The sequence below is a fragment of the Pseudomonas sp. R9.37 genome, assembly GCF_963878885.1.
GTDB lineage: Bacteria > Pseudomonadota > Gammaproteobacteria > Pseudomonadales > Pseudomonadaceae > Aquipseudomonas.
This window is the reverse complement of sequence record NZ_CAWNZA010000043.1, coordinates 158,219-176,232: the sequence shown is the minus strand read 5'-3', so window position 1 is coordinate 176,232 and position 18,014 is coordinate 158,219. Positions and strand designations below refer to the sequence as shown.

Here is an 18,014-nt window from a genome sequence, read left to right as displayed (position 1 = left end):
CGCCATCTATCGATAGATCAGTACTGGCGATTAGACGCGACCCTTTGTCGCGCCTAGTCTAAACACTGATCAATCCGCCGGTGGTACTGCCACATGAACGCCAAGCGCCCAGTCTGCGCGGCGCCCGCCCTAGAAACGCCCGCGCCCGCCTCCAGCCAGAGCTACCAGTTTTGCAACCTCAAACACACAGAAGTCGCCAGCACAGCGTTGGCGGAAGAAGTGGCATTGGCGATTGCCTATAACGACATCAGCCAGGCGGTCATGTTGGTGACGCCAACGGACCTGGAAGATTTCATCGTCGGCTTCAGCATCGGCAGCGGCATTATCGCCGACGTTAGCGACATATATGACCTGAAACTCAGCGGTTCGGGCTCGACCCAATACGCTCAGGTGCAAATTTCCAGCCGTGCCTTCTGGAACCTCAAGCAGCAGCGCCGCCAATTGGCGGGCACCAGTGGCTGCGGTTTGTGCGGTGTCGAGGCGGTGGAGCAAGCCCTGCCAGACCTTCAAGTGCTGCCCGGCGCGCCCTTGCCACCTGCCGAATGGCTCGACGGCCTGCGCCAGCGCATCAGCGCGTTCCAGCCGTTGGGCCAGTACAGCGGCGCAGTGCATGCGGCGGTGTTTATGAATAATCAGGGCGAATTGCTGATGGGTCGCGAAGACATCGGCCGGCATAACGCCCTGGATAAGTTGATCGGCGCCTTGATCCGCCAAAAGATTCCGACCGACGGCGGCCTGGCGATTGTCACCAGTCGCTGCAGCCTCGAATTAATCCAGAAAGTTCTGCGCGCGGGCATCCAGACCCTGGTCAGCCTGTCGTCGCCTACCGGCCTGGCCTTGCAATGGGCCCGCCGACACAACCTCAATCTCATCCACCTGCCGCAGAAAAGTGCGCCGCGGGTCTACAGCCCTGCGATGGAGAACCAGTCATGAGCCAGCACCACCAAGCCGACCAAACCCCGACTCCGCGCTACAAGCCCTACAAAGGCCCGGCTGGCGGCTGGGGCGCACTGATCAGCGTGGCGCAGGCCTGGTTGACCAGCGACAACGCGCTGAAAAACCTGCGCATGATGCTCAAGACCAACCAGAACGGCGGCTTCGACTGCCCGGGCTGCGCCTGGGGCGATTCGCCGGAAAGCGGCATGGTCAAGTTCTGCGAAAACGGCGCCAAGGCGGTCAACTGGGAAGCCACCAAACGCCGCGTGGATGCCGCTTTTTTTGCCAAGCACAGCGTCACCGCACTGCTGGAGCAAAGCGACTATTGGCTCGAATACCAGGGCCGCCTGACCGAGCCGATGCGCTATGACGCCGCAACTGACCGCTACACGCCGATCAGCTGGGAAGCGGCGTTCGACCTGGTCGGCAAGCACCTCAACGCACTGCCAAGCCCGGACATGGCCGAGTTCTACACCTCGGGCCGCGCCAGCAACGAGGCGGCTTACTTGTATCAGCTGTTTGTGCGCGCCTACGGCACCAACAACTTCCCGGACTGCTCAAACATGTGCCACGAAGCCAGCGGCGTGGCCCTGGCGCAAAGCGTGGGGGTGGGCAAAGGCACCGTGACCTTTGACGATTTCGAACACGCCGATGCGATTTTCGTGTGGGGCCAGAACCCCGGCACCAACCATCCGCGCATGCTCGAACCGCTGCGTGAGGCAGTTAAACGCGGCGCCCAGGTGGTGTGCATCAACCCGCTGAAAGAGCGCGGCCTGGAACGTTTCCAGCACCCGCAACACCCGCTGGAAATGCTCACCAACGGCGACAAGCCGACCAACACCGCCTATTTCCGCCCGGCACTGGGCGGCGACATGGCCATCCTGCGCGGCATGGCCAAGTTCCTGCTGCTGTGGGAACGCCAGGCCCAGGCCGAAGGCAAAGAAGCCGTGTTCGATCACGACTTCCTCAACGAACACACCACCAACGTGCTGGAGTACCTCGGCCAGATCGACGACACCTCGTGGGATGAGATCGTCGAGCAGTCCGGCCTGACCCTGGTGGAGATCGAGCAAGCGGCGCGCATGTACGCCAAAGGCAAGAACGTGATCATGTGCTGGGCGATGGGCATCACCCAGCACCGCCACTCGGTGCCGACCATTCAGGAAATCGCCAACCTGATGCTGCTGCGCGGCAACATCGGCCGCCCAGGCGCCGGCTTGTGCCCGGTGCGCGGCCACAGCAACGTGCAGGGCGACCGCACCATGGGCATCAACGAGCGCCCACCGGTGGCATTCCTCGATTCCCTGGAACGGCGCTTCCAGTTCCAGGTGCCGCGCCACAGTGGCCATAACGTTGTGGAAGCCATCCACGCGATGCTCGAAGGCCGCTCCAAAGTGTTTATCGGCCTGGGCGGCAACTTCGCCCAAGCCACGCCCGATAGCCCGCGCACCTTTGAAGCACTGCGCAGCTGCGACCTGACCGTGCAGATCAGCACCAAGCTCAACCGCAGCCATTTGATGCACGGTAAAGACGCGCTGATCCTGCCGTGCCTGGGCCGTACCGACATCGATATCCAGGCCGACGGCCCGCAAGCGGTGACGGTGGAAGACTCGTTCAGCATGGTTCACGGCTCCAACGGCCAACTGCAGCCACTGTCGAAGCTGATGAAATCCGAGCCTGCGATTCTTGCCGGCATTGCTGCCGCAACCCTGGGCAGCAAACCCGTGGACTGGAACTGGCTGGTCGCCGACTACGGGCGCATCCGCGACCTCATCGCCGACACCATCCCAGGCTTCAAGGACTTCAACGAGCGCATCAAACACCCGGGCGGTTTCTACCTGGGCAACTCCGCTGGCGCACGCCGCTGGAACACGCCCTCGGGCCGCGCCAATTTCCGCCCGAACGTGCTGCCCAAAGACCTGATCCACGAACGCACCCACGCCACGGGCCGGGTGCCGGACCTGATCATGCAGTCGATGCGCTCTCACGATCAGTACAACACCACCATTTACGGCCTGGACGACCGCTACCGTGGCGTGAAAGGTCAGCGTGACGTGCTGTTCGTGAATGAAGCCGACATCATCCGCCTGGGCTTCAAGCCCGGGCAGAAAGCCGACATCGTTTCGCTGTGGGAAGACGGCCGTGAACGCCGAGTGAAGGGCTTTACGTTGCTGGCGTTTGATATTCCCGCAGGGCAGGCAGCCGCTTACTACCCGGAAGTGAACCCGCTGGTGCCACTGGAGAGCACTGGCGATGGCAGCCATACGCCGACGTCGAAGTTTGTGGCGATCCGTCTGGAAGCGGCGAGTGCGACCGGCTTGATCATGGCGCGCTCGGCCTGACCGGGATTGTTGTGACGGGCGCGCTTGTTGCGGCACCGGGCCCGTTGTGGCGAGCGGGCTTGCCCCGCGTTGGGCTGCGTAGCAGCCCCTTGTCCAGGCACTGCGTTCTGACTGAAAGAATGCGCTGACAATTATCAGGGGCCGCTTCGCAGCCCAACGCGGGGCAAGCCCGCTCACCGCAACAAGCCGCTCGCCACGACTACTGAAAATCCAAGGCACAAAAAAGGCCGCTTTTGCATAAAAGCGGCCGTTCCGAAGTAGCTAAAGACTCGCAAAATCCACTTAAGTTCCCCATACAAAACAGTAACTTAGAGAATTGTATACAACCTGCACCACTGGTCGGTTTTCGATTGTCAGCATCCCGATACAACCTCAGGATCGCGCCGTCATCCTCTTGAGGTCTCTCTATGAAGTTTTCCTCGATTCTCTTGTTGTCCCTTGGCCTGGTCAGTGGCGCAGCCATGGCCGGTGGCACCACCGAAGCCGGTGTGGGCGGCGCATTGGGCGGGGTTCTAGGTTCGGTTGTCGGCCAGCAGGTCGGCGGTAACACCGGTTCGGCCATCGGCGCAGCGCTGGGCGGCGCGGGCGGCAGTGCAGTCGGCGCTGACAAGCGCAGCCGTGGTGAAGCAGCCATTGGCGGCGCACTCGGCGCGGCGGGCGGCAACGTGGTAGGCCGCAGCATGGGTGGCAACACCGGCAGCCTGATCGGCGCAGCCGCAGGCGGCGGTGCAGGTGGTGCGCTGGGCAACTACATGGGCAACAAGAGCGATGACGACGACCGTCGCTATCGCGGTCGGGATAACCGTCGTTATGACCGTGATGACCATCGTGGCCGTGGCCATGCGTATGGGCATCGCAAGAACAAGCATCACTACCGTAATCATCGGTAAGGTCTAGAGACACTGCTGGACCAATGTGGGAGCGGGCTTGCCCGCGATAGCGTAGTGTCGGAAGCGCATCCAACCCTGACGCACCGTTATCGCAGGCAAGCCAGCTCCCACATTGATTTTCGCTGATGACACAGGTTGTGTTACACCACCAACCGCTGCAACGCCTCGCGCAATCGCCCCGGAATCGTCACCGGCTGGTTCGACGCCCGGTCCACAAAGACATGCACAAAGCGCCCCGCCGCACAGGCATCCTCTTCGCCTGACTTGAACACCGCCAACTCATACTGCACCGAGCTGTTACCCAACTTGCCCACGCGCAGGCCAATCTCTATGCGATCGGGAAACGCGATCGACGCAAAGTAATCGCACGCCGAACTCACCACAAACCCCACCACTTCACCGTCGTGAATATCCAGCCCACCCTCTTCAATCAGGTAAGTATTCACCGCCGTGTCGAAGTAGCTGTAGTAGGTGACATTGTTCACGTGACCATACACATCGTTATCGTGCCAACGCGTGATGATCGGTTGGAAGTGACGGTAGTCAGCGCGTTGCGGCATCGAATCAGACATGTGCAGCTCTCCTCAGTGGATTTACAGGTCGTTCAGATGAGCTTGGGCCCATTCACGCACCTCGGCGTAGGGATACGCCTCCAGCGCAGCAAAGCCCGGAATACCGCGCGCCTTCAACTTGGTAAACAGCGGCACGCTGATACCCCCCAGGAATCGTGTCAACCGCTCCGCGCCCGGCAGTTGCCCGGTGTGCTCATGGTGCCTGTGGATAAAATCACCGCACAGCGCCATGAAGTTTTTATCCACAAGCGCTGGCAAACTCGGGGGCGGCGGTAGATGCGCCACATGGCCATGACATACCGAGCAATGCCCGCAGCGCAGCGGCGCGTTTTCATCGCCAAAGTAGTGGGCCAAACGCTGACCCAGGCAATCCTCGGTGGCAAACAGATCGAGCATGGCATGGATCCGCGCCACCTCCGTCACCTCGTGCTGCTTGAAGCCTGTGTATAACTCCTCGCTCAACACCTGTGGATCGAACTCGGTGTGCAGCAAGCTGTAAACCTCCGTCATCTGCTTGCTTTCCAGCTCGATCAGGCCCTGCTCCTGGAAGTAATCGAGCGCTTTTACCACCCGGCTACGCTCGGCATTGTGCTGTTGGTACAGCGCGTCGAAATCCACGGTCGCCCAGGTTCTGGCGCGACTGCATACCTGAATGATCGCCGCGACAAACTGCTGGCGCTCGCCGGAAAAACGCGCCAGCAAGGCTTCGGGTTCGATCAGGTATTTGAAGCGGTACTCGGCGTAAAAAGCATAACGCGGCGCAATCACGCCCTTGAGCTCCAATTGCACCAGCAGCGTTTTCAATGGCAGCTCGCGGATGTTGCTGTGGTCCGACAGCGACCTCAACAAGAACTCCCACTGCCCCTCGCCGCGCGCCGCCTGCAACTCCTCCAGCACACGGAGAATGCCCGCCTGCTCCGGCGTGTCGCCGTACACGAAGTTTTCCAGCACATTGAGGCTGTCGCGGTTGGCCAACACCAGGCAATCGGATGGCTGCCCGTCCCGCCCTGCACGGCCGATTTCCTGGCTGTAGTTCTCAATGGATTTAGGCAGGTCGAAGTGCACCACGTTGCGGATGTCGCTTTTATCGATGCCCATGCCGAATGCGATGGTGGCGACGATGCAATTGGAGCGCCCACCCATAAAACGCTGCTGGATACCCTCGCGTTTGTCGTGGGGCAAACCGGCGTGATAAGCCTCGGCCTGAATGCCGTTGCGGTTCAGATGTTCGGCGATCTGCTCAGCGGTTTTCTGCAAGGTGACGTAGACGATACTCGGCTGATTGGCTCGCTCGCTCATCCATTCGACCAGGCGCCGACGTTTGTCATGTCCGCTCACCGGCTCCACCAGCAAGTTGAGATTGGGCCGGTAAAAGCCTGTGGTGATGACATCGTCCGGCGCAATGGCGAACTTCGCCTGCATGTCGGCAATCACCTTGGGCGTCGCCGTAGCCGTCAGCAGCAGCGCTTGTGGGATATTGAACTGACGCTGGTAGTCCGGCAGCTTCAAATAGTCCGGACGGAAGTTGTGGCCCCACTCGGAAATACAGTGCGCCTCGTCCACCACCAACAGCGAGATCTGCACGCTTTGCAGAAAGTTACGGAAGCGCTCGTTCTTCAAGCGCTCCACGGAAATCATCAGAATTTTCAGCTCGCCCGAACGCGCACGGGCCATCACATCATTGGCGTCCTCGCGGCTCTGCGCCGAATCAATACTGCCGGCGCAAATGCCGTGGCGCTGCAGAAAACCCAGCTGGTCCTGCATCAACGCCAACAACGGCGACACCACCAGCGTCAGGTGCGGCAGCAGCACCGCCGACAGCTGATAACACAACGACTTGCCCGAGCCGGTGGGGAAAATAGCCGCGGCCGAACGACCGGCCAGGACGGCGCTGACCGCCTCTTCCTGGCCCAAACGAAACTGTGGATAACCAAAGACCTGTTGGAGGGTGTTGTGCATAAGCTGTCACTCCATTGACCGCTGAACGAGCGCAAAACATAGACCAGCGCGCTCAGCGAATCGAGAAAGGTCACAAGGAAAAAAGAGACAGGATGATACAGGGGTAGAGGATGGCCCAGGGCCGACGTGGGATGTTTCGCGCGGATTTGTCGGAGCACTAAGAACCAGATGTGGGAGCTGCATTTTAGATCCGCTCTACCTGCTGACTTAGCAGTTGTGCGTTTGATTTTATCCCGCCTGCGAACCGAAACATTGCGCTACGATCAAGCCTTGCGCCCCAAGAGTACGCTGCAATGAGCGAACCGACGTTTGAGCAAAAACAGGATCACTACCGCAAGATCCGTCGCTCCAATTGGTTGGCCAGTCTGCGCCTGGAAAGATTCGACACCCAGCCGACCGATTTCGACAAACCTCTGCCGACCCGCGAAGCCGTGCTTGCCAAGTACCGCGCCGTCGCCTCTTATCCCACTGAGACTCACTGATCGTTCCTCACGCTCTGCGTGGGAACGATCCAAATGATTGAACCATATGTTTATTGCTCGAAATAACGCTGACTTCTAAGGCTCGCTCCGTCGCTATCAATACGGCGACGAGCGTGGTCACTCGAACAACAGCAGAGATAAACGTGCCAATTTTTTTGGCGTATTTCTTTGATTTTTTCGGAGTGCCCTTTTATGACAACGCTCAATGTCCCTACCAATCGCTATCGCCTCCTACGCACCAACTTCACCGACACCCACCCTCTCGTCATCGATACCGAAGCCACCGCCGAAGACACCCAGTCCGCCGGACACCAGCGCATCCGCGCTGCCACCGACTTACTGGAAACTTTCCCCTGCCTGACCTTCGAACACGCCGACCTCAAAGATATCTCTCACATCATCAATGCCCTATATCTGCTGGTGCAGGATGGCTGTGATCTGATGGAAGCTGCGCAGCACGTTCAACTGCAACCGGCAGTCGAAATACAGCCACAACCCATCCAACCACTGAGCTAAACCTGTGGGAGAGGGCTTGCCCGCGATGGCGGCATGTCAGGCAATATTTCCATACCTGACACGCCACCATCGCGGACAAGCCCGGGTCCCACATTGGGTGGGTGTTACCAAAAAATCACTGTCAAACCGCAAATGCCGGAAAGCTCTGTGGGAAGCAGACAAAGACGATGTAGCCCTCTTCCCAAACTGCTTAAAACAGCTATCTCACCCTCTACATAACCTCCCTTCACATGACCGAAACTAGTGACCTCTCCACTGCCCCGGCAAAAACCCGTGAATATCGAAAGGACTCAATACATCGGCCACTATGGCGTCACCTTCACAATGATTCGCCTCACTGTTGTGCCTGACAGTCGGCATGCCTTGGCTAACCTGTGCCTGCTTGAAGCGAAAACAGCTGCGCGGAAAGTGCGTGATCAGATACGCAGCTTGTACGAGAAAATGTTGGCCCGAGATTTACCCTGCGAGAGAGCAGTCGCGATTTCCCAAACGCTGAGACGGAGCCAGGCCGACCGGTTAAACGATCAAAACGTGTTCATCAAACAAATAATTTCCGGAGCGATTAAAGCCCCGGGGATAGCTATATCTACGGTAACGGCTGGCTTAGTTGGCGATACGATTTCCGGCAAGCTTCGCAGGTATCACGCAGGTGACATCATCATCGGATTGGACGCAAATGTGAAAGGAGGAATCGGGCCTCAGCGGTCAACACTCTCAATGCATGTCTACTCAGACGAGTCTTGATCACATGGACCTGTACCTTCAATCCGCGATTTTTCTCCTTATCTATATGGTGATGCATTACCAGATCACCGACCCCACGCTTAGAAAGCGCTTCGCCATCACCTGTCTCACCACAGGTCTCACTTTGACGTTCCTGCTACCCTACATAGCGGTGATCTTCAGAATGCCATTCCTACCGGTCTTCATATTCTTGTTAGGGTTGCTACTCTTCATCACCCGAAACACATTCCGCCGACAATGCAACCATCCCCCTCACCCACTTCTGCGTGCTCCCACCATGAACCTGGCCCCCAACTTCCCCGAAGACCCCGTCATGCAGCAGCTCCTGCAATTGCTGCACGAAGAAATCGGCCTGCCGAAGCACAAGACCCTTCGCCTTGAAACCTCGCTCAACTTCGACCTTGGCTGCGACCGCGCCGAGGCCAAGCAATTTATGGAAGCGCTGGAGCAGGATTTTGCCGTCGACCTGGGCGACTACGACGCTTATCGTTACTTCCAGCCGCCGGTGTTCGATGTGTTCCTCAAGCGCCGCGCCAAGGGCCGGGGCGATAAGATCCCGCTGACCATCGGCATGCTCTACCTGGCTATCAAAACCCATAGCTGGGACACGCAAACCCTGGAAAACCTCAGCTGATCCCAAGAACACTGAGGTTCAAATGTGGGAGCGGGCTTGCTCGCGAAGGCGGTGTGTCAGGCAGAGTATTTCTCACTGGTCCACCGCATTCGCGAGCAAGCCCGCTCCCACATGGGTTCTGCGTTAATCTGGCCAATTACTGACATACCAAGGACCGTACATGGACGTATTAATGGGCCTGCTGGCCGCCCTGCTCTGGGGTGGCACGGACTTTCTTGTGGGTCTCAATGCCCGGGCTGTCGGCGTTAAACGCGCGGTGTACTTCGGCCAAGCCCTCGGTTTCCTGATCATGACTCTGCTGCTGGCCATCTTCCCGGCGTACCTGTTCAAATCCCTCAATAGCCCGTTGAGCGTCTGGCTCCTGGGCATCGCGGCCGCGCTGCTCACCGTCTCCGGTGCCCTCGCGCTGTCCAAGGCTTTCGCCCTGGGCAAAGCGGCCATCGTCGCGCCGCTGGTGACGTCGTACGGCGTGGTCACGACGCTGCTGTCCTGGGCCAGCGGTGAGCACATCAGCCTGATCCAACTTGGCTGCATCGGCGTGTGCGTCGTCGGCGTGATCCTCTCCAGCATCCACAAGGACAACGGCGTCCCGCACAACCACCCACGCCTGTCCATTGCCTACGCCATGCTCGCCGCCTTGCTGTATGGCACCAGCTTCTGGCTGCAAGGTCGCTACACGCTGCCGGCACTGGGACCGATCACCATGTTGTGGCTCGGTTACCTGGTAGGCCTGTGCGTGCTGGTGGTGATGGTATTGAAGATCAAGGACGGGCTGAAAATCCCACCGCTGAAAAACTGCGCGACATTGACCGGTGCGAGCTTGATGAACCTCGGGGGTTTCTCGGCGTTTTCGTGGGGGGCGATGGCGGGGTCGGTTTCGGTGGTGACGGTGATCAGTACATTGTCGGGTGGGATTGCGGCGGTGCTGGGATTTGTGTTTTTCAAGGAACGGTTGTCGGTGGTGCAAGTGTTGGGCGTTGCATTAGTGCTGGCCGGCGCAGTGGTTTTGCACATCGCCGACTGACCTTTCGCGCATAAAAAAGCCGCCCACTGGGGGCGGTTTTTTAACAGCTTTTGAACCTTACAACTTCGGCCCGGCCGCCTTGATCGCGTCGCTCACTTCAAACTTCTTGAAGTTCTCGATGAACAGACCCGCCAGCGCTTTCGCCGCTTCGTCGTAGGCAGCCTTGTCAGACCAGGTGTTACGTGGGTTCAACAGGCCAGTCTCAACGCCCGGTACGGCCAATGGCACGTCGAGGTTGATGGTGTCCAGGTGTTCGGTCTCGGCACCGATCAACGCGCCGCTCTGGATCGCTGCGATCACGCCGCGAGTGGTCGGGATGTTGAAGCGTTTGCCGACGCCGTAGCCGCCGCCGGTCCAGCCGGTGTTGACCAGGTAGACCTTGGAGCCGAAGCCGCGCACGCGCTTGATCAGCAGCTCTGCGTATTCGCCGGCCGGGCGTGGGAAGAACGGCGCGCCGAAGCAGGTGGAGAAGGTCGACTTGATGCCGCTGCCCGAACCCATTTCGGTCGAGCCCACCAGCGCGGTGTAGCCGGACAGGAAGTGGTAGGCCGCTTGTTCTTCGCTGAGGATCGACACAGGCGGCAGCACGCCGGTCAGGTCGCAGGTCAGGAAGATTACCGCGTTTGGCTCACCGCCCAGGTTCTTCTCGGAACGCTTGGCAACGTGCTCCAGCGGGTAGGCGGCACGGCTGTTCTGGGTCAGGCTGACGTTGGTGTAGTCGGCGTGCTTGGCATCGTCGATCACCACGTTTTCGAGCACGGTGCCGTGCTTGATGGCTTTCCAGATAACCGGCTCGTTCTTCTCGGAGAGGTCGATGCACTTGGCATAGCAACCGCCTTCGATGTTGAACACCACGCCTTCGCCCCAGCCGTGTTCGTCGTCACCGATCAGGTAACGGCTTTCGTCGGCGGACAGGGTGGTTTTACCAGTGCCCGACAGACCGAAGAACAGGGTCACGTCGCCTTCTTCGCCGATGTTGGCGGCGCAGTGCATTGGCAACACATCAGCAGCCGGCAGCAGGAAGTTCTGCACCGAGAACATGGCTTTTTTCATTTCACCGGCGTAACGCATGCCGGCGATCAGGACTTTTTTCTGTGCGAAGTTGAGGATCACGCAACCGTCGGAGTTAGTGCCGTCACGCTCTGGCACACATTCGAAATTGGCCACGTTAAGCACTTGCCACTCATCACGGCCGGCCGGGTTGTACTGAGCCGGGTTGATGAACAGGCAACGACCGAACAGGTTCTGCCAGGCAGTCTGGGTGGTCATTTTCACGGCCAGGTAGTGGTCTTCTGCAGCCCCTACGTGAACGTGGGAAACGAAATGCTCTTGCGCGTTGTTGAATGCTTCTACGCGGCTCCACAGCGCATCGAACTTGTCGGCTGGGAACTTGCGGTTGATCGGGCCCCAGGCGATGGCGTCCTGGGTGGAAGGCTCTTCAACGATGAAGCGGTCGACCGGAGAACGGCCGGTACGGTGACCGGTTTCTACGACCAGCGCGCCAGTATCGGCAAGCACGCCTTCACCGCGCTGCAGGGCTTCTTTGACCAGATCGTCAACACTCAGATCGGTGTATACGGCGTTATTGGCTTGCGTCATGAGGTTCCCCGTCGGCCTATGGCCGAGTGCTCCAAACGTTTTGTAGTAGAAAGTTGCGCACTACTACCGCGAAAAAAGTGGGCCGGATTATGCCAGAAAAGCCCAAAAAGAGTAGGGCCCTCCCGTCAGAACTGCGCTAATCCGGCGTTCGTCAGGTGATTTACCTGTGCTTAAACGTTTTAGTGGCGGGTGTCGGAAGGGGTGTCGATGCCTGCGCCCGCGAACAATTGGGCTACATCGGCAGCGTCGAACAGGTAACGCTGGTTGCAGAACTGGCAGTCGATCTCGATATTGCCACCGTGTTCCACCACCAGGTTCTGCGCATCTTCCAGGCCCAGGCTGACCAAGGCATTCGCCGAGCGTTCACGCGAGCAGCTGCAACGGAAGCGCAGGCCCTGTTCGTCGAACAGGCGCACGGCCTCTTCGTGGTACAGGCGATGCAGAATGGTTTCGTTATCCAGGCCCAGCAGCTCTTCTGCGGTCAGGGTGCCCGCCAGGGCGGTCAGCTTGCGCCAGCTGTCAGTGCGCTCGTCGTCGTCCTTGATGCGGTCGGCCGGCAGTTGTTGCAGCAGCAGGCCACGGGCGCGCTTGCCGTCGGCATTGAGCCAGAACTTGGTGCCGACCTGCTGAGACATCACGAAATAGTTGGTGAAGCAGTCCGACAAGGTTTCGCCGTCGAGATCGACGATGCCCTGGTAGCGCTGGCCTTCCGTCGGGTCGACGGTGATCGCCAATACGCCGTTGGCCATCAAGTCGGACAACGTGGCGTCCGGCGCGATCAGGTCGGCGTCGTAACGGGCCAGGCCACGAATTTCGCGCTCACTGGAGCACTCGATCATCAGCATCGGCACCGGGCCTTCGGAACGCGCCTGCAAAATCAGCAAACCGTCGAACTTCATGGTGCCCACCAGCAGCGATGCCGCCGCCATCAGTTCACCGAGCAACTGCGCAACCGGCTCCGGATAGGGATGCTTGGCGAGGACTTCGGCATAGCTGCGCTCCAGCGAGACCAGTTCGCCGCGGGCATCGTTCTCGTCGAAGATGAAGCGTTGGGTGAAGTCGGTATCCGGTAGATCAGTCATAGGTCTGGGTATCTGAATTGATGACAAAATGATTACAAGGTTTATAAAATTAAACGCTTTAGCACCATATTGGTGCGGCTTTCTCCTGGAAACGGAGGGCTAAATAGAGCGAAGAGGAACAGTTTATGAACAATCCGGGTTTGTTCCAAGCCAAGTGGAACCTCCGGCGATGGGCTCTGTGCAATCTACTCGCTATCGGACTGCTGTGTTTTTGGCTGTGGCCCACGGGCCAGATGCTGTGTGTGATTTTCGACGAATGGCTGTTTCACCTGCTCAATGATCCGCTGGCGAGTCATTCGACATGGCTGCATGTGTGGGCTGTGGCCAGTTTGCGGCCATTTGACGCGGTGGTCGGCGTGATCTTGCTGTCGCTGCTGATTCGCGGAGATTGGGTGTTCAAGGCGATTGAAGTGCGCCAGGCATTCTTCGGTTTTTTCGGGATTCTGCTGCTGTTGCTGTTCATCCGCATGCTGTTTTCCAAACTCGCAGCGCAGATGGGCTGGCAGCACAGCAGCCCGTCGATGGTGATCAGCGGGGCGATTCATATGAGTGACTACTTCCCTGGGCTGGAAAAAACCTGGGAGCTGAAGGACCGTTCGAGCCAGAGCTTCCCGGGCGATCATGCATCGGTATTGCTGATCTGGGGCATGTTCATGACGGTGTTTGCCAAGCGCATCGGCCAAGTGCTGGTGATTTGGGGCTTGGCGCTGTTGTTCATGATGCCGCGGCTGGTGGCAGGCGCCCACTGGGGGCAAGACGATTATATCGGCGGGGTATTGCTGGCGCTGTTGGCGCTGGGCTGGGGGTATTACACGCCGTTTGCGGCGAAGGTGTCGAATGGGTTGCTGCGACTGACGGCGCCGATCTTCGGTTTGCTCGGTAGGCTGCCGGTGATCGGGCGGTTGAGCGTCATACGCACCGCGGCGTAACGCCACAGGCTTATTGTGAGAGCGGGCTTGCTCGCGAAAGCGCAGTGTCAGGTTAAGCATTTTTCACTGACCGACCGCCTTCGCGAGCAAGCCCGCTCCCACATTTGGGTCTGCGTATTGCTGGAGATTTGCGCCATCACTCGTCATTACCACTGCCGCGAAACTTGAACAAATCGCGACGCTGCTTCTTGCTCGGCTTGCCATCGGTCGTCATACCGGTAGCCCCGGCCTTGCGCATGGCGACCGCATTTTCGCGTTTGGCGATACTGGCCTCGGTTTCGGTGTACAACGCCTGCGCTTCGGGCGCGCCGCGGCGCACAACGGATAAGGCTTGCACCACGACAGTCTTTTCATCAAATCCTGCCCGAATCTGTAGCTCATCACCGACGCGCGGCTCCTTGCCCGGCTTGCAGCGTTCGCCGCGATGGTGCACTTTGCCGCTTTCGAGCGCGGCCTTCGCCAGGGCGCGGGTTTTAAAGAAGCGCGCTGCCCACAGCCACTTGTCCAAACGGACTTTTTCTTCCTCTTCCTGCTTTTGAGCCACTTGAATTCCTCGCTCTGAAAAATGTCGCAACTTTACCGTTGAAGCCCTTCGACGCATAAACCCCAACGCTCACCTAAGATACGCCAGGCACCACCCTGTTTTCGCGAGGATACGCTGTGACCGACTTCCCCATTTCACTCACCTCGCCAAACCAGCGTTGCGTGGGTTGCCAGCAAAGCGAACCCCTGGGTTTCGATTTCGCATTCGCCTATCAGCCTATCGTAGATCTTCGGGACCATTCGATCTTCGCCCACGAGGCGTTGGTGCGAGGCCCGCAAGGCGAAGGTGCGCTGTCGGTGCTGGGCCAGGTCAACTCAAGCAATCGTTACCGCTTTGACCAGCGGTGTCGTACCCAAGCGATTGCCGGGGCCGCTGCCTTGGGTATGCAAACTCATCTTTCGATCAATTTCATGCCCAATGCGGTTTACCGGCCCGAGCTGTGTATTCGCAGCACGCTGGAGGCGGCCCGCGCGCACAACTTTCCGCTGAACCAGCTGATTTTTGAAACGCTGGAAAGCGAGCACGTAGATAACTATCGCCATTTGACCAATATTCTGCGTGAATACCGCGAATTCGGCTTCAAGACCGCCATCGACGATTTCGGTGCCGGCTATTCGGGGCTGAACCTGCTGGCCGATTTCCAACCTGACCTGATCAAACTCGACATGGCGCTGATTCGCGATGTCGACCAGGATCGTGTCCGTCAGGTAATCGTCCAGGGGATTGTCACAATCTGTGAGCAGTTGGGCGTTACTGTCATTGCCGAAGGCATCGAAAGTGCCGGCGAGCGCGACTTCCTGTCCGACTGCGGAATATTTCTGATGCAGGGTTACTGGTTCGCCAGGCCTGCATTCAAAGCCCTGGCCGAGGTTTCACCACAGGCCTGGGCGAACTGATCGGTTACCCATATTGAAGACATTTGACCATTTGACCGTTGTGGGTCTGCGTGAGTGGGTGGCACTTCCCGACTTGGGAGTGGCTGGCCTGCGCGCAAAGATCGACACCGGTGCCAGTACCTCGAGCCTGCACGCCACCGATATCGAGCCATTTGAGCGCGACGGTGAGAAGTGGGTGCGCTTTACCGCGCACCTGGGCAGCGTGGTGCAACTGCGTCACCGCCGCTGCGAGGCGCCGGTGGTGACGATGAAAACCATCAAGAGCTCCAACGGCCATGCGCAGGTGCGCTATGTGATCAGCACCACCCTCGCGCTGGGTGATCGGGTGTGGCGAGTGGAATTCACTCTCGCCTGTCGCAAGGCCATGCGTTACCGCCTGTTGCTGGGCTCCAAGGCGCTGATTGACGGCCACTTGGTGGTCAGTCCAGGCGTCAAGTACGTTCAAGACAAGCCGGTGTTCCCGGTCTCTACTATTTCTGCCCCAGGTGCTGCATGAAGATTGCTGTGCTGTCGCGAAACCCGCGTCTGTATTCCACCCGCCGCCTGGTCGAGGCCGGCACCGAACGTGGCCACGAAATGGTGGTGATCGACACGTTGCGTGCCTATATGAACATTGCCAGCCACAAGCCGCAGATCCATTACCGGGGCAAACCGCTGGAAGGCTTTGATGCGGTGATCCCGCGTATCGGTGCCTCGGTGACTTTTTATGGCTGCGCGGTGTTGCGCCAGTTTGAAATGATGGGCGTATTCCCCCTCAACGAATCGGTAGCCATTGCCCGCTCACGCGACAAACTGCGCTCATTGCAATTGCTCTCGCGGCGCGGTATCGGCCTGCCGGTGACCGGCTTTGCCCACTCCCCCGATGACATTCCCGACCTGATCGACATGGTCAACGGCGCACCGCTGGTGATCAAAGTGCTGGAAGGCACCCAAGGCATCGGCGTGGTGCTGTGCGAAACCGCGACCGCTGCTGAATCGGTGATCGAGGCATTCATGGGCCTCAAGCAGAACATCATGGTGCAGGAATACATCAAGGAAGCCGGCGGTGCGGACATCCGCTGCTTCGTGGTGGGTGACAAGGTAATTGCGGCAATGAAACGTCAGGCCAAGCCGGGGGAATTCCGCTCCAACCTGCACCGTGGCGGCAGTGCCAGCCTGATCAAGATCACCCCGGAAGAACGCATGACCGCGCTGCGGGCGGCCAAAGTGATGGGGCTGGCGGTAGCGGGTGTGGATATCCTGCGGTCAAACCATGGGCCGTTGGTGATGGAAGTGAACTCATCGCCGGGTCTGGAAGGGATTGAGACCACTACCGGGAAGGATGTAGCGGGGATCATCATTCAGCATTTGGAAAAGAATGGTGGGCCGAATATGACGCGGACCAAGGGTAAGGGCTGAACACGCTCAGTTTCAAACACCACAAAACACTGTGGGAGCGGGCTTGCTCGCGAAGGCGTCGGATCAGTCAATACATCTGTCGACTGACACACTGCCTTCGCGAGCAAGCCCGCTCCCACATTTGATTTCTGTTGTGTCTCAGACCGCGTCTCTAGGCAACATCAGGCCAAGCGGCAACCGCACTCGCGCTTCCAGACCACCCTCCTCCCGGTTACGCAGCTCGACATTGCCGCCATGCATCGAGGCAATCCGCCGCACAATCGCCAACCCCAAGCCCGTGCCCTTGCCGCCCCGGGCACGGTCACCACGGGTGAACGGATTGAAGATGCCTTCCAGCTCTGCCGGGTCTATCCCCGTGCCGCGGTCCATCACACTCAACACCACATAAGGCGCAGTGCTGTCGCCGGACACATACGCCGCCACTTCCACATCGGAACCGGCATGGTGCAAGGCGTTGCCAATGAGGTTGTTGAGCAGGCGTTTCATCGATACCCGACGCAACGCAAACGGCTGAATAGGCTCCAGGCGCATGCGTACCTGTTCGCCGTTCTGGTTGTAGGGCGCCACCACCTCACGCACCAGGTCCGTCAGGTCGACTTCCTCGACCACCTCGTCGCGGCCATCGCGGATAAACGCCAGGAACTGGTCGAGAATCGCGTCCATGTCCTCGATGTCACGCACCATGTCATCCGTGAGGTCGTTGTGGTTGCCCATCAACTCCAGGGACAACCGCAACCGTGTCAACGGTGTGCGCAGGTCGTGGGACACGCCCGCCAGCATCAGCTCGCGTTCGCGGCCGGCCTGTTCAACGTCTTCCGCCATCTGGTTGAAGGCGCCGTACACTTCGGTCATCTCGCTGGGCGTATCGCTGACCGGCAGGCGCACACTGCGCCCCTGCCCCAGTTGGCGCGCGGCAAAGACCAGGCGTTTGAGTGGCTGGTTGAGCTGGCGCACGAAAATCCAGGCGGACGCCGTTGAAAGCAAGCCAATTGCCAGGAACCAGCCCAGCACGTTCCAGATCTTCTGTCCCCGCAACGGGTGCGGGTACAGCGGCACTTTGATCCACGCGTCGCCCAGGCTCGGCGCCCTCACCCACAGCGCAGGCGAAACATGCATGCGCAATCGCACCTCGGTGTCGTCCCCCAGCTCAGCCTGCATCTGGCGCTGATAAATCTCGCTGTAAGGCCAATGCTGCTCGCCTTCGGGTACACCGGCGCCGTCGACTCGAATCAGCGTCGATGCCTTGGCCACCTTTTCACGGTTTTCGGGATCGACGGCCCAATAGGCACGAAGCGTCAGGGCGACGCCGTGGCTGTACTGCCGATCCACCAGCACGTCTTCGTTCATCAACAGATAAACCAGCGTCAGTGCCTTGGAAAACAGAACGACGATCAGCACCAGCCAAAGGGTGCGTGAAAAGAAACTTTGCGGGAACCACAACGGGGTTTTCATAGGAAACGGCTGGAC

The 18,014-nt window shown here is 59.2% G+C and carries 17 protein-coding genes; 11 read left to right on the top strand and 6 right to left on the bottom strand.

From position 1 onward, the window contains the following. The first annotated feature begins 93 nt into the window (after nt 1-93). The 3 genes from fdhD (at nt 94) to AACU78_RS19890 (ending at nt 4,168) form a co-directional block, all read left to right on the top strand. The gene (gene fdhD / locus AACU78_RS19900; protein ID WP_106577423.1) at nt 94-933 is read left to right on the top strand and encodes a formate dehydrogenase accessory sulfurtransferase FdhD; all 840 of its coding nucleotides are present in this window, start codon (nt 94-96) and stop codon (nt 931-933) included. Beyond that, on the top strand, nt 930-3,278 hold the full coding sequence (locus AACU78_RS19895; protein ID WP_106577422.1) for an FdhF/YdeP family oxidoreductase: 2,349 nt from the start codon (nt 930-932) through the stop codon (nt 3,276-3,278). Before fdhD ends, AACU78_RS19895 begins: the two co-directional genes overlap by 4 nt. 407 nt (nt 3,279-3,685) lie before the next feature. Further along, nucleotides 3,686-4,168: a YMGG-like glycine zipper-containing protein gene (locus AACU78_RS19890; protein ID WP_106577421.1), complete on the top strand. Its 483-nt coding sequence runs from the start codon at nt 3,686-3,688 to the stop codon at nt 4,166-4,168. 140 nt (nt 4,169-4,308) lie between these two features. On the opposite strand, the gene AACU78_RS19885 is transcribed toward AACU78_RS19890, so the two are convergent. Together AACU78_RS19885 and AACU78_RS19880 are read right to left on the bottom strand one after the other, a co-directional pair. Then, on the bottom strand, nt 4,309-4,740 hold the full coding sequence (locus AACU78_RS19885; RefSeq protein WP_106577420.1) for an acyl-CoA thioesterase: 432 nt from the start codon (nt 4,738-4,740) through the stop codon (nt 4,309-4,311). A gap of 21 nt (nt 4,741-4,761) precedes the next feature. Continuing rightward, on the bottom strand, nt 4,762-6,699 hold the full coding sequence (locus AACU78_RS19880; RefSeq protein ID WP_106577419.1) for a RecQ family ATP-dependent DNA helicase: 1,938 nt from the start codon (nt 6,697-6,699) through the stop codon (nt 4,762-4,764). A 293-nt stretch (nt 6,700-6,992) separates the two neighbouring features. Here AACU78_RS19880 and AACU78_RS19875 point away from each other — a divergent pair, with 293 nt between their 5' ends. From AACU78_RS19875 to AACU78_RS19860, 4 genes are all read left to right on the top strand, one after another. Next, nucleotides 6,993-7,181 carry a YhfG family protein gene (locus AACU78_RS19875; protein ID WP_106577418.1) on the top strand — a complete coding sequence of 63 codons (189 nt, stop codon included), beginning with the start codon at nt 6,993-6,995 and terminating at the stop codon, nt 7,179-7,181. A gap of 192 nt (nt 7,182-7,373) precedes the next feature. Then, on the top strand, nt 7,374-7,697 hold the full coding sequence (locus AACU78_RS19870; protein ID WP_106577417.1) for a hypothetical protein: 324 nt from the start codon (nt 7,374-7,376) through the stop codon (nt 7,695-7,697). 1,021 nt (nt 7,698-8,718) lie between these two features. Then, nucleotides 8,719-9,075 (top strand): DUF1493 family protein, encoded by a 357-nt coding sequence (locus tag AACU78_RS19865; protein ID WP_106577415.1) that lies wholly within the window; start codon nt 8,719-8,721, stop codon nt 9,073-9,075. A gap of 160 nt (nt 9,076-9,235) precedes the next feature. Beyond that, nucleotides 9,236-10,099: a DMT family transporter gene (locus AACU78_RS19860; protein ID WP_256586954.1), complete on the top strand. Its 864-nt coding sequence runs from the start codon at nt 9,236-9,238 to the stop codon at nt 10,097-10,099. Between the two features lie 57 nt (nt 10,100-10,156). Here the strand turns inward: AACU78_RS19860 and AACU78_RS19855 are convergent, their stop codons facing one another. Further along, complete coding sequence (locus tag AACU78_RS19855; protein WP_106577413.1) at nt 10,157-11,698, bottom strand: phosphoenolpyruvate carboxykinase; 1,542 nt, start codon at nt 11,696-11,698, stop codon at nt 10,157-10,159. Nucleotides 11,699-11,877: 179 nt separating this feature from the next. Continuing rightward, a complete protein-coding gene (gene hslO / locus AACU78_RS19850) occupies nt 11,878-12,780 on the bottom strand; it encodes an Hsp33 family molecular chaperone HslO (protein ID WP_106577412.1) in 903 nt (300 codons plus the stop codon). 125 nt (nt 12,781-12,905) lie between these two features. Here hslO and AACU78_RS19845 point away from each other — a divergent pair, with 125 nt between their 5' ends. Then, nucleotides 12,906-13,709, top strand: coding sequence for a phosphatase PAP2 family protein (locus AACU78_RS19845; RefSeq protein WP_106577411.1), 804 nt, complete (start codon nt 12,906-12,908; stop codon nt 13,707-13,709). Between the two features lie 136 nt (nt 13,710-13,845). On the opposite strand, the gene AACU78_RS19840 is transcribed toward AACU78_RS19845, so the two are convergent. Further along, nucleotides 13,846-14,253 (bottom strand): RNA-binding S4 domain-containing protein, encoded by a 408-nt coding sequence (locus tag AACU78_RS19840; RefSeq protein ID WP_106577410.1) that lies wholly within the window; start codon nt 14,251-14,253, stop codon nt 13,846-13,848. A gap of 116 nt (nt 14,254-14,369) precedes the next feature. Between AACU78_RS19840 and rimA the strand changes: the two genes are divergently transcribed. Genes rimA through rimK form a run of 3 tightly spaced genes read left to right on the top strand, consistent with a single transcriptional unit; the run spans nt 14,370 to nt 16,547 of the window. After that, nucleotides 14,370-15,149 carry a S6 modification regulatory phosphodiesterase RimA gene (gene rimA / locus AACU78_RS19835; RefSeq protein ID WP_106577409.1) on the top strand — a complete coding sequence of 260 codons (780 nt, stop codon included), beginning with the start codon at nt 14,370-14,372 and terminating at the stop codon, nt 15,147-15,149. Between the two features lie 13 nt (nt 15,150-15,162). Further along, nucleotides 15,163-15,645: a retropepsin-like aspartic endopeptidase RimB gene (rimB, locus tag AACU78_RS19830; RefSeq protein ID WP_094950878.1), complete on the top strand. Its 483-nt coding sequence runs from the start codon at nt 15,163-15,165 to the stop codon at nt 15,643-15,645. Continuing rightward, on the top strand, nt 15,642-16,547 hold the full coding sequence (rimK, locus tag AACU78_RS19825; RefSeq protein ID WP_025855543.1) for a 30S ribosomal protein S6--L-glutamate ligase: 906 nt from the start codon (nt 15,642-15,644) through the stop codon (nt 16,545-16,547). Before rimB ends, rimK begins: the two co-directional genes overlap by 4 nt. Before the next feature lie 138 nt (nt 16,548-16,685). On the opposite strand, the gene AACU78_RS19820 is transcribed toward rimK, so the two are convergent. Beyond that, nucleotides 16,686-17,999 (bottom strand): ATP-binding protein, encoded by a 1,314-nt coding sequence (locus tag AACU78_RS19820; RefSeq protein ID WP_106577408.1) that lies wholly within the window; start codon nt 17,997-17,999, stop codon nt 16,686-16,688. Between the last annotated feature and the right edge of the window lie 15 nt (nt 18,000-18,014).